This is a genomic window from Acinetobacter sp. 148 (assembly GCF_031196675.1).
Taxonomy (GTDB): Bacteria; Pseudomonadota; Gammaproteobacteria; order Pseudomonadales; family Moraxellaceae; genus Acinetobacter; species Acinetobacter baumannii.
The window spans coordinates 45,532-72,223 of sequence record NZ_JAVIMT010000065.1 but is presented as its reverse complement, the minus strand read 5'-3'; the positions used below and the strand labels follow the sequence as shown (position 1 = coordinate 72,223).

The 26,692-nt window shown below is 40.6% G+C and carries 24 protein-coding genes and 1 riboswitch; of the genes, 13 read left to right on the top strand and 11 right to left on the bottom strand.

Annotated features, from left to right (window positions below; all coding sequences use genetic code 11):
• Positions 1–276 precede the first annotated feature (276 nt).
• From phoU to RFX69_RS11635, 4 genes are all read right to left on the bottom strand, one after another.
• A complete protein-coding gene (gene phoU / locus RFX69_RS11650) occupies positions 277–999 on the bottom strand; it encodes a phosphate signaling complex protein PhoU (protein WP_000075183.1) in 723 nt (240 codons plus the stop codon).
• Between the two features lie 107 nt (positions 1,000–1,106).
• Complete coding sequence (locus tag RFX69_RS11645) at positions 1,107–2,438, bottom strand: TolC family outer membrane protein (protein WP_096641165.1); 1,332 nt, start codon at positions 2,436–2,438, stop codon at positions 1,107–1,109.
• Between the two features lie 95 nt (positions 2,439–2,533).
• Complete coding sequence (locus RFX69_RS11640; RefSeq protein WP_000624462.1) at positions 2,534–3,439, bottom strand: DMT family transporter; 906 nt, start codon at positions 3,437–3,439, stop codon at positions 2,534–2,536.
• Positions 3,432–4,013: a TetR/AcrR family transcriptional regulator gene (locus tag RFX69_RS11635; protein ID WP_000998524.1), complete on the bottom strand. Its 582-nt coding sequence runs from the start codon at positions 4,011–4,013 to the stop codon at positions 3,432–3,434. Before RFX69_RS11635 ends, RFX69_RS11640 begins: the two co-directional genes overlap by 8 nt.
• A 110-nt stretch (positions 4,014–4,123) precedes the next feature.
• Between RFX69_RS11635 and RFX69_RS11630 the strand changes: the two genes are divergently transcribed.
• From RFX69_RS11630 to gluQRS, 6 genes are all read left to right on the top strand, one after another.
• Positions 4,124–5,203 (top strand): hypothetical protein, encoded by a 1,080-nt coding sequence (locus tag RFX69_RS11630; protein ID WP_289332664.1) that lies wholly within the window; start codon positions 4,124–4,126, stop codon positions 5,201–5,203.
• Between the two features lie 34 nt (positions 5,204–5,237).
• Positions 5,238–5,372: riboswitch (TPP riboswitch) on the top strand.
• A gap of 89 nt (positions 5,373–5,461) precedes the next feature.
• A complete protein-coding gene (thiC, locus tag RFX69_RS11625; protein ID WP_289332663.1) occupies positions 5,462–7,339 on the top strand; it encodes a phosphomethylpyrimidine synthase ThiC in 1,878 nt (625 codons plus the stop codon).
• 75 nt (positions 7,340–7,414) lie between these two features.
• Complete coding sequence (locus RFX69_RS11620; protein WP_000029221.1) at positions 7,415–8,041, top strand: NUDIX domain-containing protein; 627 nt, start codon at positions 7,415–7,417, stop codon at positions 8,039–8,041.
• A 4-nt stretch (positions 8,042–8,045) separates the two neighbouring features.
• Positions 8,046–8,858, top strand: coding sequence for a 3',5'-cyclic-AMP phosphodiesterase (cpdA, locus tag RFX69_RS11615; protein WP_289332662.1), 813 nt, complete (start codon positions 8,046–8,048; stop codon positions 8,856–8,858).
• A gap of 210 nt (positions 8,859–9,068) precedes the next feature.
• The gene (gene dksA, locus RFX69_RS11610) at positions 9,069–9,605 is read left to right on the top strand and encodes an RNA polymerase-binding protein DksA (protein WP_001262524.1); all 537 of its coding nucleotides are present in this window, start codon (positions 9,069–9,071) and stop codon (positions 9,603–9,605) included.
• A 2-nt stretch (positions 9,606–9,607) separates the two neighbouring features.
• Positions 9,608–10,540 (top strand): tRNA glutamyl-Q(34) synthetase GluQRS, encoded by a 933-nt coding sequence (gene gluQRS, locus RFX69_RS11605; protein WP_289332661.1) that lies wholly within the window; start codon positions 9,608–9,610, stop codon positions 10,538–10,540.
• Positions 10,541–10,590: 50 nt separating this feature from the next.
• Here gluQRS and ftsW read toward each other — a convergent pair whose 3' ends face one another.
• From ftsW to RFX69_RS11580, 5 genes are all read right to left on the bottom strand, one after another.
• Complete coding sequence (gene ftsW, locus RFX69_RS11600; protein ID WP_000907680.1) at positions 10,591–11,787, bottom strand: putative lipid II flippase FtsW; 1,197 nt, start codon at positions 11,785–11,787, stop codon at positions 10,591–10,593.
• Positions 11,788–11,811: 24 nt separating this feature from the next.
• Positions 11,812–13,158, bottom strand: coding sequence for a UDP-N-acetylmuramoyl-L-alanine--D-glutamate ligase (gene murD, locus RFX69_RS11595; RefSeq protein ID WP_289332660.1), 1,347 nt, complete (start codon positions 13,156–13,158; stop codon positions 11,812–11,814).
• 160 nt (positions 13,159–13,318) lie between these two features.
• Complete coding sequence (locus tag RFX69_RS11590; RefSeq protein ID WP_289332659.1) at positions 13,319–13,570, bottom strand: DUF6587 family protein; 252 nt, start codon at positions 13,568–13,570, stop codon at positions 13,319–13,321.
• 19 nt (positions 13,571–13,589) lie between these two features.
• A complete protein-coding gene (locus tag RFX69_RS11585) occupies positions 13,590–15,443 on the bottom strand; it encodes a ferrous iron transporter B (RefSeq protein ID WP_289332658.1) in 1,854 nt (617 codons plus the stop codon).
• Positions 15,440–15,703 (bottom strand): FeoA family protein, encoded by a 264-nt coding sequence (locus RFX69_RS11580; RefSeq protein WP_001991212.1) that lies wholly within the window; start codon positions 15,701–15,703, stop codon positions 15,440–15,442. The genes RFX69_RS11585 and RFX69_RS11580 overlap by 4 nt, the downstream gene beginning before the upstream one ends.
• Positions 15,704–15,846: 143 nt before the next feature.
• On the opposite strand from RFX69_RS11580, the gene xerD reads away from it, so the two are divergent.
• From xerD to thrC, 4 genes are all read left to right on the top strand, one after another.
• Positions 15,847–16,767: a site-specific tyrosine recombinase XerD gene (gene xerD / locus RFX69_RS11575; protein WP_000608735.1), complete on the top strand. Its 921-nt coding sequence runs from the start codon at positions 15,847–15,849 to the stop codon at positions 16,765–16,767.
• Between the two features lie 146 nt (positions 16,768–16,913).
• The gene (locus tag RFX69_RS11570) at positions 16,914–17,729 is read left to right on the top strand and encodes a DsbC family protein (RefSeq protein ID WP_000011163.1); all 816 of its coding nucleotides are present in this window, start codon (positions 16,914–16,916) and stop codon (positions 17,727–17,729) included.
• Between the two features lie 244 nt (positions 17,730–17,973).
• Positions 17,974–19,275, top strand: coding sequence for a homoserine dehydrogenase (locus RFX69_RS11565; protein WP_000805827.1), 1,302 nt, complete (start codon positions 17,974–17,976; stop codon positions 19,273–19,275).
• Between the two features lie 55 nt (positions 19,276–19,330).
• Positions 19,331–20,470 (top strand): threonine synthase, encoded by a 1,140-nt coding sequence (gene thrC, locus RFX69_RS11560; RefSeq protein ID WP_000063593.1) that lies wholly within the window; start codon positions 19,331–19,333, stop codon positions 20,468–20,470.
• A gap of 105 nt (positions 20,471–20,575) precedes the next feature.
• Here the strand turns inward: thrC and pbpG are convergent, their stop codons facing one another.
• The gene (gene pbpG / locus RFX69_RS11555) at positions 20,576–21,622 is read right to left on the bottom strand and encodes a D-alanyl-D-alanine endopeptidase PBP7/8 (RefSeq protein ID WP_001984577.1); all 1,047 of its coding nucleotides are present in this window, start codon (positions 21,620–21,622) and stop codon (positions 20,576–20,578) included.
• Between the two features lie 212 nt (positions 21,623–21,834).
• Here pbpG and RFX69_RS11550 point away from each other — a divergent pair, with 212 nt between their 5' ends.
• Genes RFX69_RS11550 through RFX69_RS11540 form a run of 3 tightly spaced genes read left to right on the top strand, consistent with a single transcriptional unit; the run spans position 21,835 to position 25,495 of the window.
• The gene (locus tag RFX69_RS11550) at positions 21,835–22,470 is read left to right on the top strand and encodes a response regulator (protein ID WP_000633799.1); all 636 of its coding nucleotides are present in this window, start codon (positions 21,835–21,837) and stop codon (positions 22,468–22,470) included.
• Between the two features lie 10 nt (positions 22,471–22,480).
• The gene (locus tag RFX69_RS11545) at positions 22,481–24,049 is read left to right on the top strand and encodes a PAS domain-containing sensor histidine kinase (RefSeq protein ID WP_032014308.1); all 1,569 of its coding nucleotides are present in this window, start codon (positions 22,481–22,483) and stop codon (positions 24,047–24,049) included.
• Positions 24,050–24,073: 24 nt separating this feature from the next.
• On the top strand, positions 24,074–25,495 hold the full coding sequence (locus RFX69_RS11540) for a sigma-54 dependent transcriptional regulator (protein ID WP_289332656.1): 1,422 nt from the start codon (positions 24,074–24,076) through the stop codon (positions 25,493–25,495).
• A gap of 3 nt (positions 25,496–25,498) precedes the next feature.
• On the opposite strand, the gene RFX69_RS11535 is transcribed toward RFX69_RS11540, so the two are convergent.
• The gene (locus RFX69_RS11535; protein WP_000939107.1) at positions 25,499–26,683 is read right to left on the bottom strand and encodes a S41 family peptidase; all 1,185 of its coding nucleotides are present in this window, start codon (positions 26,681–26,683) and stop codon (positions 25,499–25,501) included.
• Positions 26,684–26,692 lie beyond the last annotated feature (9 nt).

The following is a 26,692-nucleotide window of genomic DNA, read 5'->3' as shown; positions in this document are numbered from 1 at the left end:
TTTATATACATAGACCTGCCTTTTTTTACGTGAAACTTACACAAACATATAAAGCCTTACATAGAGCGCACAGGACTCTACATGACATGAAATGGCTGAAACTTTAATATCAATTCATAGCAAGTAAGACACGATCCCTGTCGTGTTTTCTCTTAATGCACTTGATTTTCTGTCCTGAACTTCCCCCCAAAGTTCGGGACATTTTTTTATCTATTATTTTAAAAAAATGAAAAAGCCTTGTCTGAAACAAGGCCTTTAAATATCTCAGCTCACATATTACTTTTCGTGTACTTTTGCTTCAATTTCTTCAATTTTGGTATGGCGTGCATCAAAGCCTTTTGCCATGTAAATGACTTGTTCAGCAATATTACGAGCGTGGTCACCAATACGCTCTAAAGAACGTAAAACCCACATGACATTAATCACACGAGCAATATGACGCGGGTCTTCAATCATATAAGTCATTAAAGTACGCGTTGCCGACTGATATTCACGGTCGATATCAGCATCGGCTAAAAGTACACGTAATGCCTGATCTGCATCTAAACGTGCAAAAGCATCAAGTGCGTCATGAATCATGACTCGTACTTGGTTACCAATATGACGTGTTTCCATGTAGCCACGAGGAGAACCCCCCTCTTCACATAGATTTTGCGCAATACGGGCAATTTTTGCAGCTTCATCCCCAATACGCTCTAGGTCAGTATTGGCTTTACTCATGGCAATTACCATACGCAAGTCAATTGCTGCCGGATGACGGCGTGCCAAAATCAGCGTCAGCCCTTCATCAATATCACGTTCATATTGATTGACTGCATTATCTTTAAATTGAACATCAATTGCTAAGTTCGCATCTGTATCAAGTAAAGAATGAATTGCATTGGCAACCTGTTGTTCGACCAAGCCACCCATGGTCATAAACTTTGTGTTCACATCTTGCAAATCTTCATTAAATTGAGAAGAAATATGATGGCTTAACACCGGATTACTCGGACTCAAGGGAAGCCTCCAACATGATGGCGCAGGGATAAAATGATTGAGCATTAAAACACATCAATCATTAAATTTTTATGACAAAATTAAATTTCAGATAAAAGCATTTTTTATTACTGATACGTTAACCAGCTGTTTAATTCAACTAGATCTTTTTCCCCTAGCTGACCTACAGCCGCTTTTAAACGTAATACATTTAATAAATAGTCATACTGAGCATTAAGATAATCCTGTTTTGCTGAAAAAGCATTACGCTGCGCCAATAAAACATCGACCATACTTTTTAAGCCTTCGTTATAACTTGCTTTTGAAGCTTGAGAAACAAGTGCTGAAGAATCCATTGCTGCCTTTCTTGCTTCAAGTTTTGCTCGGTCAGTATCTACCTGCATAAAAGCACTTTTCACATCGACATTGGCACGGCGAATGGCCGCATCAAGTTGGGCTTGCGCTTTATTTAACTCCACACTGGCTTTTTTAATAGAAGTTCGAGTCCGGCCTCCATTAAATAAGTTCCAGTTCATCTCTACCCCGACCTGATCAAACTTCCCATCAGTCGAAATCAGCGTTTCGGGCGTTTGTTTGGTATAACCATAACTCGCCACTGCATCTATCTGTGGATAAAGTGCAGCTTTTTCCACACGACGTTGATCTTCAGCATATCGCTTTTGTAAACGTGCTTGCTGAATCTTTAAATTTTGTTGTTGGGCTAATCCTAACCACTCATCGAGCTGTGCCGGATAAGGTTTTTGAAAGATAAAATCACTTCTCAATACAGCAAGCCTATCTTGATACGGACCAATATATTCAGATAGTTGCTCTTGAGCCAATAGAAGCTGCACATTGGTAGCAATACGGTTGGCTCTGGCATTTTGATACTGGGCATTTGCTTCACTCACATCACTACGTGCTACCAACCCTTCTTTAAGCTTGGCGTTCATCATATTGAGCTGTTCAAGCAAAGCTTTTTCTTCTTGTAAATATGCAGCGGTAAGTGCCTGTTGACGCAGTACATTAAAATAGGCTTCAGCTACATTTAAAACATGATCTTGTTTTTGCAGTTTTAAAGTAATTTCACTAAGAGCAACCGAAGTTTTAACCTGTTTATAACCTTCCCATGCATCCATACGGAAAAGAGGCTGACGGGCAGATAAAGTAGCCTGTTTGGTAGTCGATGTATTACTTACCAAAGCATCGGAAAGTCCTTCCTGATCAACACCGGGAAAATTTGAACGCTTTACCGTTTGTCGATTACGGGTAATATTTCCAGATAATGTAACTGTTGGTAGTAAAGCGCCTGTTGCCAAACCTAAATTAAGCTGATCTGCTTCAAACTGTTGTTGATTCGCTTGCCACGTCGGATCATTTAGTTTTGCGCGCTCATAAGTTTCAACTAAATCTAGAGCAAAACTCGACGATGTAAAACTCAATAAACCCGCAACAAGCATTAATTTTATTTTCATTGTTTAAATCAACGATAAAACTTGGCTTTAAGACTAAGAAAAATTTAATTTAAACTCAAGCCAGTAAAAGTTTTCATTTTTTATGTATTTTCAGGCTTTGATAACATCAAAATACAAATGAAAATCAAAAACATGCCTACCCACCCAATCCATGAGACACTTTCGCCAACCAAAACAATGGCAAAAATCGCTGCAACAAGAGGTTCAAATAAAGTTAAAGTGGTGGCTTTACTGGCATTTACAGTTTTTAACCCGAAACCAAAAAGCAAATAACCCAAAAACATAGGGATAAGCATCATATAGCCAGCAACAAGTAAATTTGTTGAACTTTGCAGTAGCCCACCACCTGTAATTAATAAAGTTGGAAGCAAGATGACTGCCCCACCTCCCATAATCATGCCCATTGCAGCTTTAGCAGCAATACCCCGATCTATTAATCTTTTTGCAGCCCATGAATAAAGTGAATAGGTTGCACCCGCTACCAGCCCAAGAAAAATACCAAAAATTTTATTCCATTCATTTGTACTCTCTTGTGCTGCGTGGCTTTCGCCCATAGATAATAAACTTACCCCCACAACACCCAACACAAAACTTAGGAACCACTTTTTAGATAAAACTTTACGGTCAAAGAATCGCTCTAAAACTGCTGCAATGAGTGGAGCCGAACCAATTGAAACCACCGTACCAATCGTAATTCCGGCATAATGCATGGAAGAATAAAAAGCTAGTGGATATATCCCAACTGCCACAACACCTAAAAGAATAATAGAAATATTTCGTCCAATAAATTGTCGGTGCTCCCGAATGGCCTGAGATGCAATCAATGCCTGTAAAAGCCCACCTCCCCCCATAGCAACCGCGCCAATTGCAAGTGGTCCGAGTGTTGGGGCAAATGCTGCGGCTGTGCCCGTGGTTCCCCATAAGAAAGAGGCCACTAAAATTGCAATAGTGCCACCATAACTACTATTTTTAATAAGGCTAATCATGTTGGCATTCTCGATCTAAAATATCTTCTGCCATTTGTCTCGCTAATTGAAGTTGACGGCTACTACCCTCTAAACCAGCTCTTGCCATCGACCCTTCTAATAAAAAAGAAAGTTGTGAGGCAATATAGCTAACACGCTGTGAATCTTTTAATAAGCGATTTAAATGCTCGGCAACAATTGCCTCAACTTGTTCTTTATGCTGTCTTACAGCATTTCGTCCTGAACTATTTGCTGGGAACTCTGCGGCAGCATTTAATAGCCCACATCCTCTAAAACCCTTTTCATAAGCAAACTCGGCATGATCTTGATAGGCATCAAATACGGCCAAAATAGCTTCTTTAGCTGTTTTTGTTTTTTCTAAACGCTTTTGATAAAGGTCTAACCACTCTTGATGTCGTGCAGCAATATAGGCATCAACAAGTTCACCTTTTGAAGAAAAATTATTGTAAAGCGACATCTTGGCTACATCTGCTTTAGCCGTAACCGTATTAATTCCTGTTGCAGTAATGCCATCGTTATAAAACAGTGTTGCCGCTGCATCGAGAATTTTCTGTCTTGCTGTTTTATCATTCATAGCTTTTACCTAAGTAGACCGACCTACCTAATAATAAAGATTTCTAACAGTGATGCAATCTTTTTAAGCGTTATAATTTGAGCAATATCAATTTCGATAAAAATATAAAGATGAAAAAAATTCTAATGATGAGTATGTGCAGTGCACTACTTTTAGCTGGCTGCAATAAAACCTCACAGCAAGATCAAACTGTATCTAAAGAGCAAAAATCAACTGCGCAAAAGGCCACCGAACAGCGAGACAGTAGCTGCTTACAAATTATGGTAGCCATGCACACGATTAATCAGAACAGTAAAATAGAAGACTTAAATCAAATTAATGAAAAGCTTAAAACCTGTGTTCCTTCGTTAAAAAATGAGGAACAGCTTAAGCTAATTGAAGCTTCAACAGCCATGTATCAACGTTTTCTAAAACAAGACTACACTGATAAAACAGCTAGAGCTTTTGAAGCATTTGGCTATGCTGTTTTAGAACAGAAACAAGACCTTAAAAAGGTCATGCAAAGTCAGAAAAAGCTCTTCGCCCAACTGAGCCCGCGTGATCAATATTTACTTCAACATGAAGACCAAGCCTATATTGACCTGCTCTATCAAGGTGAAGGTATGTTTACTTATCGCCGCCAGCCAAACTACTTAGTTGATGTTTTTTCTAAGGCTTTACCCGCTGACCAGAAAGAATTTTTATCTCGCATGGCAAAAGACAATCAAGACATTTTCTATAACGATGGTGCTTTGGCTGTTTCATGGAAAGAGCTTACTGAACGTGCTTTATTTTGGGAAAAGTTTATTCAAAAATATCCAAAGAGTTATTTTATTAATGATGCCAAATTACTCTTTAATGAATATCGATACTTCATTTTCTTTGGTCTAGATAACACACCTGTGTCGAATGAATATGCCCCGAACACATGGTTTGACCCTGATGCACTTCAGCAAATCCGCTTTTTATCAACTCAGAGCCAATCCAGCTTAGCAAAACCTGCCCAACAATTTCTGAAGTTTATTGCCACCCCTGTCGATGAGCGCAATAAGCAATTTAAAATAGATTTAACTGATGAAAATGGGCAAAAGAAATCTACCTATCAGATTGTGCATGAACAACTTGAGCAGCTATTAAAATTTGATTCGCCATGGAATACTCAAAGCTACCGAGACTGCCATATGGATGCGGTTTGTATAGATACAAATTGACAATGCCAGCCAACCTAAAACATGTTAGTCTTTAAATCGCTTGACGGAGCGCGAGTAATAGCTCGCTGAGATTGTGTAAATTTCGTGTTATCGCAACACCAGTTTGATCACAAGTACCGTTGAACCTGATCAGGTTAAGACCTGCGTAGGAATCAAGCCATCTGAAAACCTAAGCCCTCAATTTATCTAGTTCAAGATAAATCCGCCATCGTTTTTGGTCGTGCTTGATTCGTTGATGTTATTCATAAGGATCATGTGATGAACCAATTAACGAATCTCTCTTCTGCTGAAATTTCAGCACAACATGAACAAGATGCAAAAGACTTAACCCGCATCTTACCCGCTTCTAAAAAAGTTTATATTGAAGGCTCTCGCCCTGATATTCTGGTTCCAATGCGAGAAATTTCTTTAACCGATACCCCAACTGGCCTTGGTGGTGAGCACAACCCACCTATTATGGTATATGACACTTCAGGTGTTTATACTGACCCGAATGTTCAAATTGATTTAAACAAAGGTTTACCTTCAGTTCGTCAAAAATGGATTGAAGAGCGTAACGATACTGACGTTCTTTCTGGCCTAACTTCAAAGTTTGGACAGGAGCGTTTAAAAGATATTCGTACTGCTGATATTCGCTTTGCACATATTCAAAACCCACGCCGCGCTAAAGCAGGCAAAAATGTCACTCAAATGCACTATGCCAAGCAAGGTATTATCACGCCTGAAATGGAATATATTGCAATTCGTGAAAATCAGCGTCAACGCGAAGCTGTAGATATGCGCCAGCACCCAGGTCAAAACTTTGGTGCGAAAAACTTAAAAGAAATTACACCTGAGTTTGTTCGCCAAGAAGTTGCCGAAGGCCGCGCTATTATTCCTGCCAACATTAACCACCCAGAACTTGAACCAATGATTATTGGCCGTAATTTCTTGGTTAAGATTAATGCCAATATTGGTAACTCGGCGCTTGGTTCTTCAATTGATGAAGAAGTTGCGAAAATGACATGGGCAACCCGTTGGGGCGCTGACACCATTATGGACTTGTCTACAGGTAAGAACATTCATGAAACACGTGAATGGATTATTCGTAACTCACCAGTTCCAATCGGTACCGTACCCATTTATCAAGCACTTGAAAAAGTTGATGGTGTTGCCGAGAACCTGACTTGGGAAATCTTTAAAGACACGCTTATTGAACAAGCTGAACAAGGTGTTGACTACTTCACCATTCACGCAGGTGTATTGCTTCGCTATGTGCCACTTACAGCAAACCGTTTAACAGGTATTGTATCTCGTGGTGGTTCAATCATGGCGCAGTGGTGTCTCGCTCATCATGAAGAGAACTTCTTATACACACACTTCGATGAAATCTGTGAAATCATGAAAGCCTATGATGTGTCATTTAGCTTAGGCGATGGCTTACGTCCGGGTTGTATTCAAGATGCAAATGACGAAGCGCAGTTCAGCGAACTTAAAACACTGGGTGAGTTGACTCACCGTGCATGGGAACATGATGTTCAGGTCATGATCGAAGGTCCGGGTCACGTACCAATGCATATGATTAAAGAGAACATGGACTTACAGTTAGAAGTGTGTAAAGAAGCTCCATTCTATACACTTGGACCTTTAACCACAGATATCGCTCCGGGTTATGACCACATTACTTCTGCTATTGGTGCAGCCATGATTGGCTGGTATGGCACAGCAATGCTTTGCTATGTGACACCTAAAGAACATTTAGGTTTGCCAAACAAGAAAGATGTAAAAGACGGAATTATTACCTACAAGATTGCAGCACACGCAGCCGATCTTGCCAAAGGTCATCCGGGTGCACAGGTTCGTGATAATGCCTTGTCTAAAGCACGTTTCGAATTCCGTTGGGACGATCAGTTCAACCTAAGCCTAGACCCAGATACAGCACGCAGCATGCATGACGAGACTTTACCAAAAGAAGCGCATAAATCTGCTCACTTTTGCTCAATGTGTGGTCCAAAATTCTGTTCGATGAAAATCACCCAGAATGTTCGTGACTATGCCAACAATCTCACCAATAGCGATTCAGAGGTTGAAGAAGGCCTCAAAGCGATGAAAGAGGTTTATCAAGAGCAAGGACAAAAACTGTATCATAAAGTGTAAATATTCAAAAAAAACACTTGCCTAGCCATGATTCTCGGTTAGGATGAAATAAATAGATTTCGTCCTGATCGAATCATGAGTATTGTCGAGCGTCCAAGTTATACATCTAAAGATGTCGAAGTAACATCACGTGAACCTCTGTTCAGTGGTTTTATTCAAGTTGAAAAAGTCAGCCTTCGACATCGTCTATTTAATCAATCTGAATATACTCCTGTATTGCAGCGCGAACTTGTGCATCGGCCTGAAGCGGCTGGCGTTCTACTCTACAATGATCAAAAACAACAGTTTGCCCTGATTGAACAGTTTCGTGTTGGTGCTTTAGATGACTCCCATTCGCCATGGCAACTCGAAATTATCGCAGGTGTATTAGATGGCAATGAATCACCAGAAAGTTGCATTCGACGCGAAAGCCTTGAAGAATCAGGTTGCGAAGTTCAGGATTTAGAACATCTATTTAGTTTTTACCCATCAGCTGGCGCCTGTTCAGAGTTATTCCATCTCTATGTTGCCGAAACCAATTTACCTGCTGTAGGCGGTGTTTTTGGGGTAGATAATGAGGGTGAAAATATTCAACTACATTTGTTTAGTTATAGTGAAATTCAAACACTACTCGACAGCGGACGTTTAAGAAATGCCCCTGTTATTATGGCATTACAATGGCTGGCTCAACACAGCAAAACGATAATAAATCCGAAGAGGTAGGACGGTGACTTTTCAAGTCTCAACACTTTCACAAAAAAATCATGTCATCATACAAATTACCGATACACATTTATTGGAGTATCCACAGCTAGAATTTGTGGGGATGAATCCTGAAGAAAGTTTCCACGCCATTATTCAACAGATACTAAAACAACATCCCGAAGCTGATGCGATTATTCATACCGGTGACCTCGCACAAGCCCCAACACCTATTACCTACAAACGTTATATCAATTTTATGCAAACCTTGGGTCTGCCTTTTTTCCAGACCCTCGGTAATCATGACAATGTCGACCACTTTCCATTGCATAACGAAAACCATCAACAACCTGTAGTTGTCGGTTTAGGAAACTGGCGTGTGATTATGCTAAATAGCGCGGTAAAGGGAAAAGTAGATGGTCATCTGTCTTCGGAACAATTAGAAAATTTAGCGAATTTACTTGAACAATTTGCAGATCATCCTGTTTTGCTGGCTTGTCATCACCATCCATTTGCCATGAAATCAAAATGGATTGACCACCATAAGCTTCAAAACTCAAATGCACTTTTAGTTACTTTAAGTCCATTTCAAAACGTGAAGGCCCTAGTCTGCGGACATGTTCATCAAGATTCCCTTAATATCTGGCAAGGTATCGAGTTTTTTTCTACGCCTTCCACAAGTGTACAGTTTAAGCCGTTTAGTAATGATTTTGCACTCGACCAAAATGCACCGGGTTATCGTTACATTCGTCTGAATAACGATGGTAGTTTTGAAACAAAAGTGTTTCGCCTTGAAAATTTCAAAACCCGTATAAATACTGATATTTCAGGTTATTAGCCTGAAAGTCTATATAACCCCAAAGAATTATGACTAGGGTAAACACGTTTTGAAAATATTTACGGGACAGAATGACTATCATCTTGCAAGAAAAATCTATATGATGACGACCCGATGGAAAAATCCATCGATGGTTTTCTATAAAAACACTTGCATATCACCATATTTTTTGCGTATAGATAATACGTGTATGATGAGGAATGCCCTATTATGGCGAATGACAACCACAACCAAGTTTTGGATGAACATACAGAAGTTGTAGTAGAAGGTGATAAAGCTTCTGCAAAACGTGCACGTAAAGTGAAACCTAAAACTTCTGACGTAGGCTCAACTGCAAGTTTATTTGGTATTGCACCTTATCAACCTAAGAAAAATGAAGAGTACATGTCTGAAGGACAGCTCGAGCATTTCCGACAAATTCTGCAAGCATGGAAAGCTGAATTAATGTCTGAAGTTGATCGTACTTTAAATACGATGCAAGATGAATCAACTGCATTGCCAGACGTAAATGACCGTGCTACCCAAGAAGAAGAATTTGCAATTGAATTACGTACACGTGACCGTGAACGTAAATTAATTCGTAAAATCGAACAATCTCTTGAAGCGATTAAAAACGAAGACTACGGTTTCTGTGAAACTTGTGGTATCGAAATCGGCTTACGTCGTTTAGAAGCACGTCCAACTGCAACGTTATGTATTGACTGCAAAACTTTGGCAGAAATTAAAGAGAAGCAAAATAACGGTTAATTGTGACGGTTAAGAATTCTCCAGCCGAGCTTAGTTCGGCTCTTGTGAATCAGCGAAACGATGTTCCACTGATTCGCTACTCAGGTCGGTTTGCGCCCTCGCCAACCGGCCCTTTACATTTCGGATCACTCATTACTGCTGTTGCCAGTTACTGCGATGCCAGAGCCCATCGAGGTCGATGGTTAGTTCGTGTTGAAGACACCGATATTCCCCGCATCTACCCCGGTAGTGAAGACCATATACTCGCATCAATTGAAGCTTTTCAGTTCGATCCGGATGCCGAGATCATTTTTCAAAAAGACCGCCTAGATATTTACGAAAGTGTATTAGACCAACTTAAAAAAGAGGGTCTGATTTACGCCTGTCAATGTACCCGTAAAATGCTCGGTTCAAACGCTATCTATGCAGGCACATGCCGAGATTTGCAGCTCGACTTCCAACATCAAGCCATTCGGGTAAAAGTTCAAGATCAGCCAATCTGTTTCGATGACCGCCTACAAGGGCTTCATTGTTCTAATCTAGAGCATGACCTTGGTGATTTTGTCCTTAAACGCCGTGATGGAATTATTAACTACCAGCTTGCTGTCGTCGTAGATGATTACCTACAAGGCATTACTCACGTTGTGCGAGGCGCAGACCTCTTAGATAACACTGAGCGTCAAATCTGGCTTGGTCAGCTCCTCGGCTACCCTAAGCTGAGTTACATGCATCTTCCGCTCGCCATGAACGACCAAGGGCAAAAACTTTCAAAGCAAAACCTTGCCCATGCACTTGATCTAACTAAAGCTCCTGAATTACTACAACAAGCCATACAAGCCTTAGGTCAACCAAATGTTGATTTAGATCGCCCCGAAGCGATGCTCAAGCAAGCGGTAGCCCAGTGGAATGTAGATTTGATTCCTCATGGGCAACAGCTTTGCGGAACATATCTATAAAGAATAAAAAAGCCCGATTTGATATCGGGCTTTTTATAACGCTTCATGGTTTAGAAGTTTGATTCTTCCCTCTCAGGGTTCACTTCTTGAGTTGAAGCATCAATCTTTAAGATCAAGCTAATCATAGCTGCACACATCATTAAAGACGTACCACCATAACTAATAAATGGCAGAGTTAAACCTTTGGTTGGCATTAAGCCCATGTTCATACCCGCATTTACCAAAATCTGGAGTAAGAAAATAATACTAATACCGTAAGCCAAATAACCCGCACGAAGGTAATGATGTTTCAAAGCACGGTGGCCGATTTTGATACAACATGCCAGCATCAAGAAAGATAAGCCAATGACAATTGAAATACCAAAGAAACCAAATTCTTCACCTAACACAGCCAACATAAAGTCAGTATGCGCTTCTGGTAAATAAGAAAGCTTTTGAACACTATGCCCCAAGCCTGTACCAAACCACTCACCACGACCAAAAGCCATTAATGCATTTGATAACTGATAACCCACGCCTAATGGGTCTGCCCAAGGGTCAGTAAACGAAATCAAACGTTGGAAACGGTAAGGTTCAAATAAAATCAAAAACACAATACCCGTGACAATTGCACCAAGCATGATTAAGAATTGTGTTGGAGGCGCACCCGCTAAAAAGAACACCCCGACCATCATCATGACAATAACCACCGTCGCACCCAAGTCAGGCTCGGCAATAATTAAACCTACCGTAATTGCCATAACGCCACTTAAACGAAGTAAGCCTTTCCAGTGGGTACGAACTTCTTTAGCACGGCGTACTACGTAATCTGCGGTAAAGATGGCCATCATGACCTTGGCAACCTCTGTTGGCTGCAAGGTAAAACCACCAATTTTAATCCAACGTGTGGAACCGTTAACTTCCGAACCTACAGCCAAAGCCGCAAGTAACAGAACCATGGTTAATAACCACAATGGAAAGGTATTTTTAAACCATGTATTGAGTGATATTCGATAGGTTAAATAAGCCACCACCCCAGCAGCAACGATTGAGATCCCATGACGAATCACATAGTGAAATGGGTTTTCATGCATATATTCAGCATAAGGCATGGAAGCAGATGCGACCATCACTGAACCGATACATAACAATGCAACCACACAGAAAATCAAGACATTACGTGGCGTCACTTCCGCTGGCCATTTCGGCAATATCCGTTCATACCAATGATTGATTTTCTGGATTGTGGTCTGAGCTAAGCCTGCCATACTACATTCCTAATCATATTTTCTTTAAACCAACGAATTGACGCAGGCAACAAACTGCTGACCACGGTCATTATAACTTTTAAACATATCAAAACTTGCACATGCTGGTGATAGCAGTACCACATCTTCAGCTTGTGTTTCACGTTGACACAGCTCGACAGCTTCTTTAAGCGTTGCTGCATGTAAAATTTTAGTTGCGCCTTGAATGGCTTGTTCGATGACAGGCGCATCTTCACCAATCAATACCACAACTTTGGCATATTTTTCGATAGAAGAACGTAAAGGAGAAAAATCTTGCCCTTTGCCCTGTCCACCTAAAATAAGTGCAACCTTGCCTTTTTTCACTTCAATGGCAGCACCTAAGCCATCAATTGCTGCAAGTGTAGCACCAACATTGGTACCTTTAGAGTCATTATAATAACGGACATCATGCACAGTTTTAACGTACTCACAGCGGTGCTCTAATCCTTTAAATTGTTTTAAAGTTTCAAGCATTGACTCCATAGGTAAACCAATTGCCTCCCCCAATGCTAAACACGCTAAAGCATTGGCTACGTTGTGCATACCTTGAATATATAAATCTGAGCTTTTAATTAAACGCTGTAAACCACGAGCAAGCCAAAGCGTACCGTCGGCATCTCTTAAAACGCCATATTGATTTAAATCCGGTGCGTTTAAACCAAAGCTTTGCATTGGTGTCATATCAGGAACAAGTGGGCGGCTTAACGCATCATCTCGGTTAAATACAACTTTTTTAGCGCCTTGGAAAATACGATGTTTTGCTTGGTGATACCCCAGCATATTTCCATGACGGTCTAAATGGTCTTCACTCATATTGAGAACCACTGCTACCTCAGCGTTTAAGTGAGAGGTGGTTTCTAACTGAAAGCTTGATAACTCAAGGACCAGTAACTCTGGTTGATCTTTAAGTAAATCTAACGCTGGTCGACCAAGGTTGCCGCCTACTGCAACTTTCTTACCTGCATCCTTAGCCATTAAGCCAATTAAAGTGGTTACAGTACTTTTTGCATTGGAACCTGTAATCGCCACAATCGGCACATCAGTGGCACGGCGCAATAACTGGATATCGCCCACCACAGAAATACCTTTAGCAATAGCTGCCTGAATTTCCGGTAATTGTGGTGCAAGGCCTGGGCTTAAAATAATCTCTTCTGCTTGTAATAATAATTCTTGATCAAGCTGACCAAAACTGGTTTTAACGCCAGCCGGAATCTGATCGTGTCCGGGAGGTGTGGGGCGGGAATCCGTTACAGCAACTTGGTAGCCTTGTTCATGCAGGAAATTTACAGCAGAAACACCTGATATTCCCAAGCCTGCTACAACTTTTAATCCACCACGTTGTATTAACATTTTTGCCCCACAATTTATCAATCGACAGAATGGCAAAAATGTTAGCACTTTGCTGTTTTGAATGCTTTTTCAGTTTGAACTTTATTCATCTTTTTTTGTGTCAGTGCGTAAAAAAGCCATCAATATGATGGCTTTTTATACGAAACAGGAATGGCTGAATTTATTGCCATTTAACTGGTTTAATTTCTTGAACTGTATTAGTTGGTTTATCTTCACTTGAGCAGCCACAGCCACCTGCACAACCAAAAGTCATTTTTGGTTTCAGCCATTTTGCTAAAGTTGCCCAACCATGCTTTTCACAAAAAACGGATAGTGCTGAAAAGGCCGAGTTTGCTGTTTTTGGAAATACTTTCTTAAAAACAACAACAGCACTCCAAATCACTAAAACCGCGATAATCAGATATTGAAGCATTACAACCTCCTTTATTGCTTTAACCCCAATAGTGGGAAGCAATTTGATAGGTAACAAACGATGCAAAATAAGCTAAACCAAACAGATATGCAGTCATAGCTGCAACATGTTTCCATGAACCTGTTTCACGACGTACTGTTGCCAATGTTGCCAAACAATGCGGCGCATAAATGAACCACACTAAAAGCGATAAACCTGTTGCCAACGACCACCCTGTACCATCTGCACTAATTAAATGAGACAAACCTTGTGCTACCGCATCTTCATCGGTTGCTGACAAGGCATATACGGTACCTAATGCAGCGACCACAACTTCACGAGCTGCCATAGCCGGGATTAAGGCAATACAGATTTGCCAGTTAAAACCAACTGGAGCGAATAAAGGCTGGATAAGGTGTCCAAGCATACCTGCGAAGCTGTAATCTATAGCAGGCAATGTCGCCCCTTCTGGTGGTTGTGGGAAAGTACACAAGAACCAGAGCAAAATAGAAAGCGCAAAAATAATGCCGCCGACACGCTTCAAAAAGATCTTCGCACGATCTAACAAACCGATTCCCACACTTTTTAAATCAGGGAAACGATAACTCGGCAGCTCTAGCAGTAAAGCGTGTTGAGACTTATCTTTTTGGAAAAATTTCATTAAGAATGAAACACACAGTGCACTCACAATCCCAGCCATATACAGACCGAACAGTACCAGTCCTTGTAGGTTGAAAATACCCCAGAGCATTTTCTCTGGAATAAATGCAGCAATTAGCAAGGCATATACGGGTAAACGTGCCGAACAAGTCATTAGTGGCGCAACCATAATCGTTGTAAAACGGTCACGAGGGTCACTAATACTACGCGTTGCCATAATTCCCGGTACTGCACAAGCAAAGCTTGAAAGTAACGGAATGAAAGCACGACCACTTAAACCGGCTTGAAACATTAATTTATCAAGTAAAAATGCTGCACGCGGTAAATAGCCCGATTCTTCTAATACTAAAATGAAGAAGAACAAAATTAGAATTTGTGGCAAGAAAACAACTACGCCACCTGCACCCGCGATAATTCCGTCAACCACCAGACTATGCAGTAGTGGCTGTGTAATCACAGAACCGACTACTTCACCCAGCCAGCCGAAGAAGCCTTCAATACCATCCATAAAAGGTGCTGCCCATGCAAAAACTGCTTGGAACACAATAAACATCATGATGGCAAGACTAAGTAGACCTAAGACTGGATGTAAGAAAATTCGATCGAGAAAATCAGTACGCTTGTCTTCCTGATCAACATAATGAACAACATCTTTAAAAATCATATCGATTTTTTGATGATGAGTCCCAGTTAAGCCACTCAGTTCAGTTTGTGGCACACTGTATTTTTCTTGATCAAGGGCATGTAATAAATTTTCAATACCCGCATTACGGACAGCTACTGTTTCAACGACTGGTACACCCAAACGTTGAGATAACTTTTGAGTATTAATCTGGATGCCACGACGACGCGCTTCATCCATCATATTCAGTACTAGTAAAATCGGACGACCTAACTCGATCATTTCGAGTACAAGGCCTAAATGCAATTTTAAGTTGGTCGCATCAACCACACATAAAAAAGCGTCTTGTTGCCCCTCTTCCGCTATTTTTCCTAAACAGACATCACGAGTAATTGCTTCATCCGGACTGGTCGCATTAAGACTGTATGTACCCGGCAAATCGAGCACTCGAACCGAACGGCCTGAAGGTAACTGAAAATGACCAACTTTACGCTCGACCGTTACACCAGCATAGTTGGCGACTTTTTGTCGAGTTCCAGTTAAATGGTTAAAAAGAGAGGTTTTACCACAGTTAGGGTTTCCCACAAGGGCAATACGTAACGCATCACTCATGCGGGTACTCCTTCTTCTACTTGAATTTCGATTTTTTCCGCTTCTGCTTTACGTAAAGCGAAACGAGTAAAGCCAATTTGGATTAAGATCGGATCACCACCAAAAACACCCTTGGTAATCACTTCCACTCGCGTGCCTGGTACAAAACCCAGACTTTCCAAACGAATTGCGACCAAATCTTGCTGCTCGGACTCTACTTCTATCCGATTCACTTTGGTGATGGTCGCCGCTTGCTTCACTTTCAACGCTGATAAACGCACCGCATCCGATCCTAAACCTTTTTTACTAGTATACATATAAATGAGAATAATTACCAAATAAGGTTAGATTTCAATTCTTATGGAGTTTAATCGACAAACCTTAAAGTTTCTTTTACAGTACAGTGGTTTAGAGGAAGTTGTTTATGATAAATAAAAAACCGCGTATTCCGAGCCCTGTTCAAATTCCTGAACATTTAAGCTTTTTACAAGGTTTTCGCGACTATCTGGTTGCACAAACAGTCAGTCCGCATACGCGCAATGCCTATTTATCTGACCTGATTCAATGTAGTGAACTTCATAAAAAAAATAGATTGCCAGATTGGACGAGCGATGACATTTCTGATGTCCTCATTGAACTTACCAAAGTAGGGAAAAGCCCACGCTCAATTGCCCGTTGCTTATCTGCTCTACGTCAGTTTTATAAATTTCTACGTGAACAGAAATTACGAAGTGATAATCCTGTAGCTACTCACCATTCACCAAAAATTGGCCGAGCCTTACCTAAAGACTTGTCTGAAGAAGATGTAGAAGCGCTCATTCAGGCGCCAGACATTACAACGGCGTTGGGCTTACGTGACCGAGCAATGTTTGAAGTCCTTTACGCTTGTGGTTTACGTGTCTCTGAATTACTGAATTTACGCCTCGAACTTATTAATTTAAAACAAGGTTACCTGCGTATTACGGGTAAAGGTAACAAAGAACGTTTAGTGCCTTTAGGCCAATATGCCTGCGATTGGGTGGAACGCTATTTAAACGAGGCACGTCCACAACTTTATAAAAGTTCAACTGACTATTTATTTTTAACCCAGCACGGTGGAATTATGAGCCGTCAGAACTTTTGGTATGCCATTAAGCGTTATGCGCTACAGGCCAATATTCAGGCTGAACTTTCACCTCATACCTTACGTCATGCTTTTGCCACGCATCTACTTAATCACGGGGCGGACTTACGCGTAGTACAAATGTTACTGGGTCATAGTGATTTATCAACCACGCAAATCTATACGCATGTAGCACAAGTCAGAATGCAACAATTGCATGAAAAACATCACCCTAGGGGTTAAAATTTTTTAAAAGAATATTTTGAAATATACCAAACAATCACTTGATTTCGTTCACAAAGGTTAAGAAAGTTTTAACAATACACACTAGATTTTTTGTTATGCTTAGCAGCTTCTGACTATAAATACTGATGAAATAAGGGTTATCTATGTCCTTTACCCGATCTCAAATTTTTCTTGCCTGTGCTTTGGCTTCTAGCCTGTTGTTCAGTGCTTGTTCTAAAGAAAACAAACCACAAAAAGAAGATGCGCTCACAGCGACCGCACCTGCTACAGGGGAAGCTTCAACCATTATTGAACGCAATGCTAAACAGCGTTTAATTGAAACTTTGCAAAAACAATTTAAGAATGCAAACATCAACGTCAAAATTTTAGATATTAAGCCTACCGAAGTTCCTAATTTATATTGGGTTAACCTTGAAGGAATGACGTCGGTTTATACAACAAGTGATGGTAAATACCTGATTCAAGGCGATGTCATCCGTTTAGGCGGTAAAGAACTTCATAATATCGGCGATAGCCTTCAAGCCTCAGAAAACAAAAAGCATCTTGCTGCTTTAAAAAATGAAGACTTAATTGTTTATCCAGCTAAAGGCGGTAAAGCTAAACATGTGATTTATGTGTTTACCGATGCAAGCTGTCCTTACTGCCATAAATTACATGAGCATTTAGCTGAGATTAATGAGAAAGGTATTGAAGTTCGTTACATTGCATGGCCACGCGGCGAACAGTTTATGCCAACTATGGAAGCGGTTTGGTGTAGTGCAGACCGTAAAGCTGCATTTGACCAAGCTGTACAGGGCATTAGTATTCCACCTGCTCAATGTAAAAACCCTGTTCGCGAACAATACCAACTTGGTCTAAACATGGGCGTAAATGGTACACCAGCTATTTATAATGTTGATGGTGAGTACTTGGGTGGCTACTTAACACCAGATGAATTGATTAAACGATTGGATAAATAACCCTCTCCAAGTTGATGAACAATTCATCATCCATCTTACAAATAAAGCGCTGATCTTATTGCAGCGCTTTGTTTTTTCAATAAATACTTCTTTTCATACCAGTGTTTAAAGAGTGATCTACTCTTCTTTTCCAAACATCGCACTCTAAATCACTGAACAGGCGCTAAAAGCGCTAGAGTCTGGCGTTTTTTTTAGCTATGATCTAGCTTCAATTAAATGATTCAATGATGATATGGAGTGTGACGTGAAACCAGTTCGCCTGGCAATACTCGGTCTAGGTACCGTAGGTGGAGGAGCCCTTAAACTACTACAAGAAAATGCCGCTGAAATTAAACGTCGCACCGGTCGAGAAATTCAAATTACCCACGTTGGAACACGTCGTCCTCGTCCAGATCTCGAATTGGAAGGGATTAAACAAAGCGCAGACTTACTTGATATCGTTCGTCAACCCGATGTGGATGTGGTTGTAGAAGTTATGGGTGGTATTCATCCTGCTTACGAAATCATTATGGAAGCGATCAAGCACGGCAAACAAGTCGTGACTGCAAACAAAGCATTACTCGCTGAACATGGTAATGAACTATTTAAAGCAGCAGAAGATAATGCTGTACAAATTGCTTATGAAGCAGCTGTTGCTGGCGGTATTCCAATTATTAAAGTGATTCGTGAAGGCCTTGCGGCAAACCATATCGAATGGCTTGCAGGCATTATTAATGGCACAGGTAACTTTATTTTGACTGAAATGCGTGAAAAAGGCCGCGCATTTGATGATGTATTAAAAGAAGCTCAAGAACTCGGTTATGCAGAAGCGGACCCAACTTTTGACGTTGAAGGTATTGACGCTGCACACAAGCTTACAATTTTAGCGTCTTGTGCGTTTGGTATTCCTTTGCAGTTCGATAAAGTCTATACCGAAGGTATCAGCAAAATTACTGCACAAGATGTGAAGTATGCTGAGGAGCTGGGTTTCCGTATTAAACATCTAGGCATTGCCCGCCGTGCTGAAAAGGGTATTGAGCTACGTGTTCACCCAACACTTATTCCAGATGAGCAGCTTATTGCGAACGTAAACGGCGTTAAAAATGCTGTTTTAGTTCAAGCCAACGCAGTAGGCCCAACGCTTTATTACGGTGCTGGTGCTGGTGCAGGCCCAACAGCTTCTGCGGTTGTTGCCGATGTAATTGATATCGTTCGTGATATTTCTTATACAGAAGATGGCGCAGGCACAATTCCTCAACTGGCTTTTGAAGCATTAACAAATATGCCAATTTTAAGCCGTGAAGAAATGACCACAGGTTATTACATCCGCTTAAATGCTGAAGATCAGACTGGTGTACTTGCAGATGTGACGACCATCTTAAGCCGTGCCGGAATCAGTATTGATGCCATCATGCAACAATCTCGCTTAAAAGACCTCATTCCAATTGTGATTTTGACCGATCCAATCGTTGAATCCAAAATGGATGACGCTCTTGCGCAAATTCAAGCATTACCTGCAATTCGTGGCGAAATCGTAAGAATTCGTTTAGAATCGCTCGATAGTTAATCAGGTTGAGGGAAAGATTCCCTCTCCCGCTTCACCTCATAATTGGAACACCATCATGTCTAATGCCAATCGTTATACTGGTCTTGTAGATCGTTATCGTGACCGTTTGCCAGTTTCGGCAACTACTCGTGCTATCTCTTTGGGTGAAGGCAACACCCCTCTCATTAAACTTGAGAATATTCCACGTATTATTGGCAAAGACGTTGAAATTTATGTGAAATACGAGGGCTTAAACCCGACTGGTTCATTTAAAGACCGTGGTATGACCATGGCTGTAACCAAAGCAGTTGAAGAAGGCTCTAAAGCAATTATCTGTGCATCTACAGGTAACACTTCTGCTGCTGCTGCTGCCTATGCTGCACGTGCAGGTATCAAAGCGTTTGTTTTGATTCCAGAAGGCAAAATTGCGATGGGTAAAATGGCGCAAGCCATGATGTATGGTGCGATCACTATGCAAATCCGTGGTAACTTCGATGATGGTATGCGTCTTGTAAAAGAAGTGGCTGATCAAGCACCTGTAACGATTGTAAACTCAATCAACCCTTACCGTTTGCAAGGTCAAAAAACTATTGCTTATGAAATCGTTGAAGCTTTAGGCCGTGCACCTGATTACCACTGCTTACCAGTTGGTAACGCAGGTAACATTACAGCTCACTGGATGGGTTATACCGAAGCAGTAGCTAACCAGCCTGCTGACCAATTTGAACAAGTTGTTTATGACGCTGCGACTGATCAATTCACCGGTCCAAAACCAGAAGGCTTACCAACAATGGTAGGTTATCAAGCTTCTGGCGCAGCTCCTTTCTTACGTGGTGCTCCAGTAGAAAAACCGGAAACAGTTGCAACTGCGATTCGTATTGGTAACCCACAAAGCTGGAACCATGCAAAAGCTGTAGTACGTGACTCTAAAGGTTGGTTCGATGAACTTCAAGACAGCGAAATTTTAGAAGCTCAACGCTTACTTTCTATGTATGAAGGTGTATTTGTTGAGCCAGCATCTGCTGCTTCTATTGGCGGTGCAATCCGTGATATTAAAGCGGGTAAAATTGCTGAAGGTTCTGTCATTGTATGTACTGTAACGGGTAATGGCTTGAAAGACCCTGATACAGCAATCAAACAATGTGCTGATGCAGTGATGTTGTCAATTGATGCAACAATGGACCAAGTAAAAGATTCGATTTTATCTAATATGTAAAATCTGAGTTTTTATAAAAAGCGGCTGTTTAATACAGCCGTTTTTTTATGCTTTTTAAATGGCATAAAAAACGCTTCTAAAGAAGCGTTTTTAAAAATAATTAAATTAAATACGTTTTGGCAAATTACTTAACCAACCGAGCAAGTTAGTTGCATCGTTATTACGTGCCTGAGTACTTGGCTCACCCAATAATACAATCACTGCTGGACGTGAGTTCACAGTAGTATGCATAACTACACAACGGCCTGCTTCATTAATATAACCAGTCTTAGATAAGTTGATATTCCAACCACCATTACGGACTAAAGCATTTGTATTATTTGATTTAAGAACACGATAACCTAAATTAAAGTCATAGGTCGGTGTGGTTGAGAACTGACGAATCAAACCATATTGAGATGCTGTACTCGCCAAAATTCCCAAGTCACGTGCAGAAGATACATTACGCGGATCTAAACCAGTTGACTCATAATAATGAGTTGCATTCATACCTAAAGCACGCGCTTTAGCATTCATTGCCGCCACGAATGCAGCACGGCCACCCGGATAAGTACGCGCTAGAGCTGCTGCTGCCGGATTTTCTGACTTCATCAGAGCAAACAGAAGAACTTCTGCGCGGTTCATTTTATCGCCAACACGAAGTGTTGAGCTTGAGTTTTTCCCGCCAGCCCCAGCAAAATCAATTTGCTCAAGTGTAATTTCTTCAGACATGTTTAAACGGGCATCTGCCGTTACAACTGCTGTCATCAATTTGGTAATAGAAGCGATCGGCACTGATGCGTTGGTATTTTTACTATAAAGTACCTCACCTGTTTGTGCATCCATTACAAGTGCAGCACGTGCACTGACACTTGGCTGGGCGTTATAACCCACAGTATCACGGATTGGAGCAACTTTAGGGGCAGAAGTAATAACTCTTGGCGCATTACTGCCACGCAAAGTTGTGGTTACAGAAGTTGAACCTTGCGGAGTCGGTTCATCATCTTCATCATTTAAAAGTTGACTAGCATCCGCTGCAGACCAATTTAAACTTGCAGTACCAGTACTCCCTGAAGACGGGTTATTGACGAGTTCTGCAAAGCTTGTTGAACTCAAACTAAGCAAAATAGACATGCTTAGCACATGCATTAAAGACTTTTTAGAATTTTTCACGGCACAATACTCGACTCAGGGTGACACACATTTGCGCTTACTATCATTATGCCTTACATTTGAGATATAAGGTATAAAGCTTTTACCGACACAATTGTGCACAACTATTCGCTCACTATAGAAGAATAGGATTGCTAATTTTGTCATTCCATTGCAAGCTTATTTTGCTTTATGTAACAAAAAACTTGTTTTTTGAAAGAAAGGAGGTCTTCTTGATTACAGTTTTAGTTGTCGATGACCATGAACTGGTACGTACGGGTATTTGCCGTATGTTAGAAGATCATGCCGATGTTGAGGTAATTGGACAAGCCGAATCGGGCGAAGAAGCAATTGCTATCGTTCGCCAACAACATCCGCAAGTCGTACTGCTGGATGTCAACATGCCGGGCATCGGTGGCGTAGAAACAACCCGTCGTTTATTACAGACGGCTCCAGAGACAAAAGTCATTGCTGTAAGCGGCCTCGCCGAAGAGCCTTACCCATCTTTATTATTAAAAGCCGGTGCAAAAGGCTATATCACTAAAGGCGCGCCAATTGCCGAAATGGTTCGTGCAATTAATAAGGTCATGCAAGGCGGTAAATATTTTAGTGCAGATATTGCCGAACAACTCGCGAGCTCATATTTATCCGACACTCAACAATCCCCTTTTGATTCGTTATCGGAACGGGAAATGCAAGTTGCAATGATGGTCGTCAACTGTATTAGCGCCCAAGAAATTGCCGATAAACTTTTTGTAAGTGTGAAAACTGTAAATACTTACCGTTATCGTATTTTTGAAAAGTTAGGAATTGATAGCGATGTAAAACTAACACATCTTGCGATTCGTTACGGTTTGATCAAGCCATAACCAAACTTACATGCAATTTCCCTTAAATTCATCCTTGTCCCATACGATTTTTCGTTTGGGCACTTGGTATGGCTTATACCGTCTTATTATTGCGGTTAGCCTGAATATTATTTTGGTTTTAACCGATGCGCAAACTGATAACAGTTTGCAGCAACCTGCCTTATATTCCTACACACTACTCGGGTATTCCCTCTTAAGTCTTGTTCAGCTGTTATGCTTTAAATTTATTGCCACTCAAGCCACGCGACAGCTTATTTTATTTTTTATTGTTGATATTATTTGTTTGAGTTTACTGACTTTTTCTGTGGGTGAACCAAATTTACAACTCAGCTTACTCTATGTAATTGCCATCTTTACCTCGGCGATTTTACTCAGCGCAAGAATGTCTTTGCTGATTACATTGCTTGCGGTTATCGCTGTTATTTACCAACGATTTGTAGGTAGTCTATTTGACTATAACAATCTAAATACTATTGGTAATAGCGCTCTCTTAGCTTTTTTATTTTTTGTGGTTCATGGTATTGGCCAAATTGCTGTGCAGCGCTTTAAATTACTTGAAGCACTCACCTTTCATCAGTCAATTGAACTTTATCAACTCCAAAATATTAACCGTTATATCTTAGAACAAATTGAAGAAGGCTATTTAGTTTTGGATGAGAATTACGACATCGTTGTCAGTAATCCTGCGGCCTGTTCACTCTTGGGTATTCCCCCTCAATTTGCCAATGAAAAATATCCTTTAGCAAAGTGGCATACCGATTTATTTGAAATTTTAAAGTTTGGCGACTTAAAAGAAGGTGACCGATTCATTTTTGAGTCTCGGCTATCGGCGTACTCCATCAATATTAAAGTGCAACACCTTTTGGTCCCACAACAAACGCTAACCCTGCTCATTTTACAAGATGCCCAACAAATTAATCAGCAAGCACAACAGCTTAAGCTTGCTGCGCTAGGGCAACTCTCAGCAAGTATTGCACATGAGATCCGCAATCCTCTCGCTGCAATCGTACAAGCAAATGAGTTACTGAAAGATAGCGATCCAGAACAACAAAATACTTTGCGTCATATGATTGGCAAACAAACCAAACGCATTGATAGTATTGTTCAAGATACTTTAGGGCTTGCTCGTAGCGAAAGAACACATCCTATCCAGATCGATGTAAAACACTTCATAGATACATTGCTCGAAGAAGATTTATTTGACGTTAAACATTCAATTCAACTTAAAATTTCGGATAGTTCTTTAAAATTTTTATTTGATGAAAAACAATTAAGACAAGTCATGATTAATCTGGTGAGAAATGCTTTACGGCATAATGCCCCCGACTCACCGTACATTACGGTCAACATCCATTCACAGACAAATAAAATTTATATTGATGTGATCGATTACGGTGAAGGTGTTTCAAAACGTGATATATCTCAATTATTTAAACCATTTTTTAGTACCGAAATTAATGGAACTGGTTTAGGATTATATTTGTCTCATAGTTTTTGTGAGGCGAACCATGCAAAGCTCACCTATGTAGAGCAAAAACAAGGGGCATGCTTCAGAATAGAATGCCCAATAATATATTGATTTTTTTATTAGGTTTTTGGGGAAATGGCAGAACAGCAACCACTGGTTTTGCTTGTAGACGATGAAGAAGATTTGTGCCTTTTAATGCAAATGACACTTGCACGAATGGGGATTAAAACACATCTTGCTTATCGGGTTGAACAGGCCAAACAACTCTTCACTCAGTTTCATTACGACGCATGTTTAACCGACTTAAACCTACCCGATGGGAGCGGGATAGATTTAGTTAAACATGTCTCTCAAAATTATACTAATACTCCCATTGCCGTTTTAACTGCCTACGGCAATATGGATATTGCAATTGCAGCATTAAAAGCAGGCGCTTTTGATTTTGTAAGCAAACCGGTCAACCAAGTACATCTAGATCAATTATTACAAAAAGCCTTGAATCGGCAAAAAGTAGAGCATGATGCTGCCGAGAATGCGTTAGAAAATAAATTATTAATCGGCCGTTCTCTACCCATCCAGCAGCTACGTATTGCAATTAAAAAAATTGCGCGCTCACAAGCACCGGTATTTGTTACCGGTGAGTCTGGAACAGGTAAAGAAGTAGTTGCCAATCTGGTTCATCGGCTGAGTAACCGTAGTGAAGGCCCTTTTATTGCGATTAATTGCGGTGCTATTCCAACCGAACTGATGGAAAGTGAGTTGTTTGGGCATAAAAAAGGGAGCTTTACCGGAGCAACTCAAGATAAGCAAGGTCTCATTTTATCGGCACACGGTGGCAGTTTATTTTTAGATGAAATTGCCGAATTACCTTTAAGTATGCAGGTCAAACTGCTCCGTGCAGTACAGGAAAAAAAGATCCGACCCGTCGGTTCAGATCAGGAAATCGATGTTGATTTCCGTGTGATTAGTGCAAGTCATCAAGACTTAGATTTATTGGTTAGACAAGGTAAATTCCGTCAAGATTTATTCTTCCGTATTCACGTTATGGACCTCATATTGCCACCTCTACGTGAACGTGGCGAAGATGTCCTTTTACTGGCCAATCACTTTATTCAGAAAATTTGTATAGAGTGGGAAACACCACCTAAACAATTAACAGAAGCGGCCAAAACTTATCTGCTACAGCAACACTTTCCGGGTAATGTTCGTGAATTAAGAAATATGATTGAGCGCGCAATTACCTTAAGTGAAGATACCACTATAGATGTATCTCATTTACATCCTGCTCCACTAAGAGCAAATATTTCTAATCCTTTTGCTTCGGCTGCTCAAAGCATACAAACCACTGTGGCAGCTCCTCAAGTCGTAAAAAAATTACCAAGTGAAGGCTTAGAACGTTATTTAGAAAATATTGAAAAAGATATTTTACTCAATGCACTCAATATGACTCATTGGAATCGTACCTTAGCAGCTAAAAAATTAGGAATGACTTTCCGCTCTTTACGCTATCGTCTGAAAAAATTTGGCTTAGATACGGAGACAGAACAGGAAGTATAAAATTTACTTTCTTTTTAAAAGGAGATCGGCAACACGATCTAGATAAACTTCTTCTTTCATTTCTGGGGGTAAGGGATAAGTCTGGTTAGGCTGAATACCTTGCCCCTCAATCATATTACCATTTGGTGTGTAGTAATGTGAGACTGTCATTTGTAGCGCTGCCCCACTTGGTAGAGGGAAAAGCTTTTGCACAACACCCTTTCCATAACTTTTTTCACCCATGACCCAAGCACGCTGATGCTCTTTCATTGCAGCAGTAAAAACTTCTGCTGCCGAGGCAGATCGGTGATTAATTAAAATACCAACTTTTATATTTTGGAAATCGTTACCCGGTAAAGCCTGAAATTGCTGGTTGCCTTCTGAACGACTTTTTGTAGAGACAATAATGCCATGATTTAAAAATAAATCGGCTGACTCAACAGCAGCAGATAACAAGCCGCCTGGGTTATTTCTTAAATCAATTAACACCGCTTTTAAACGCGAAGAACTATTTTCTTCAATTAAACGCTTAATCTCATTGGCGGTATCTTGTTGAAATACTCTAATTTTTAATACCAACACCTGATTGTGCAACATCACAGGCTCAATATCGGTTTCAATCTTTTTATTACGGACTAAACTAATTGGACTATTTGACTCTTCTGTTTGTACTTGAAGCGTCGAGCCTATCGATCCATAAAGCAAACCTAGCACCTGATCATGTGTCAGATTTTTAAGTTCCTGATTATCAATCTTTAAAATAGTTTGGCCATTTCTTAAGCCTAGTTTATATGAGTCAGAACCCGTCTTAAGGTCACGAATCATCCATTTATGAACATGTGATTCGGGGCTTAGTACAAAATCAACTGAAGCAAGATCCCCTTCAGTATATTGAATGAGTTGACGGTATTCTTCAGCTGACAAATAGCGGGAGTAACGGTCTAGACCACTGACTAAACCTTTAATTGCCTGTAAAAATAAAGCATCGTCCGATTTTTCATCGACATAGTTATCACGGACGATTCCATATATTTGTACAAACTGTTGAATAGACTCAATAGGTACTTCTGCATAACTTTCTTCTGACTCTGGGGCATCAGCATGCAGAGGCGATAATTTTTCTTTTACAACAGGGGCTGCAAGAGCAAGCTGGCTGCAACACATCAATACGCTAACAAAAAAAGCTTTATATATATTGTGTTGCAGCATTTAGTCACC

What these genes read in the sequence shown, in the direction of transcription:
- RFX69_RS11645 (WP_096641165.1), bottom strand. Translation starts at nt 2,438, where the DNA reads ATGCTTGTTGCGGGTTTATTGAGTTTTACATCGTCGAGTTTTGCTCTA.
- RFX69_RS11640 (WP_000624462.1), bottom strand. Translation starts at nt 3,439, where the DNA reads ATGATTAGCCTTATTAAAAATAGTAGTTATGGTGGCACTATTGCAATT.
- RFX69_RS11635 (WP_000998524.1), bottom strand. Translation starts at nt 4,013, where the DNA reads ATGAATGATAAAACAGCAAGACAGAAAATTCTCGATGCAGCGGCAACA.
- RFX69_RS11630 (WP_289332664.1), top strand. Translation starts at nt 4,124, where the DNA reads ATGAAAAAAATTCTAATGATGAGTATGTGCAGTGCACTACTTTTAGCT.
- thiC (WP_289332663.1), top strand. Translation starts at nt 5,462, where the DNA reads ATGAACCAATTAACGAATCTCTCTTCTGCTGAAATTTCAGCACAACAT.
- RFX69_RS11620 (WP_000029221.1), top strand. Translation starts at nt 7,415, where the DNA reads ATGAGTATTGTCGAGCGTCCAAGTTATACATCTAAAGATGTCGAAGTA.
- dksA (WP_001262524.1), top strand. Translation starts at nt 9,069, where the DNA reads ATGGCGAATGACAACCACAACCAAGTTTTGGATGAACATACAGAAGTT.
- ftsW (WP_000907680.1), bottom strand. Translation starts at nt 11,787, where the DNA reads ATGGCAGGCTTAGCTCAGACCACAATCCAGAAAATCAATCATTGGTAT.
- murD (WP_289332660.1), bottom strand. Translation starts at nt 13,158, where the DNA reads ATGTTAATACAACGTGGTGGATTAAAAGTTGTAGCAGGCTTGGGAATA.
- RFX69_RS11590 (WP_289332659.1), bottom strand. Translation starts at nt 13,570, where the DNA reads ATGCTTCAATATCTGATTATCGCGGTTTTAGTGATTTGGAGTGCTGTT.
- RFX69_RS11585 (WP_289332658.1), bottom strand. Translation starts at nt 15,443, where the DNA reads ATGAGTGATGCGTTACGTATTGCCCTTGTGGGAAACCCTAACTGTGGT.
- xerD (WP_000608735.1), top strand. Translation starts at nt 15,847, where the DNA reads ATGATAAATAAAAAACCGCGTATTCCGAGCCCTGTTCAAATTCCTGAA.
- RFX69_RS11570 (WP_000011163.1), top strand. Translation starts at nt 16,914, where the DNA reads ATGTCCTTTACCCGATCTCAAATTTTTCTTGCCTGTGCTTTGGCTTCT.
- thrC (WP_000063593.1), top strand. Translation starts at nt 19,331, where the DNA reads ATGTCTAATGCCAATCGTTATACTGGTCTTGTAGATCGTTATCGTGAC.
- RFX69_RS11545 (WP_032014308.1), top strand. Translation starts at nt 22,481, where the DNA reads ATGCAATTTCCCTTAAATTCATCCTTGTCCCATACGATTTTTCGTTTG.
- RFX69_RS11540 (WP_289332656.1), top strand. Translation starts at nt 24,074, where the DNA reads ATGGCAGAACAGCAACCACTGGTTTTGCTTGTAGACGATGAAGAAGAT.
- RFX69_RS11535 (WP_000939107.1), bottom strand. Translation starts at nt 26,683, where the DNA reads ATGCTGCAACACAATATATATAAAGCTTTTTTTGTTAGCGTATTGATG.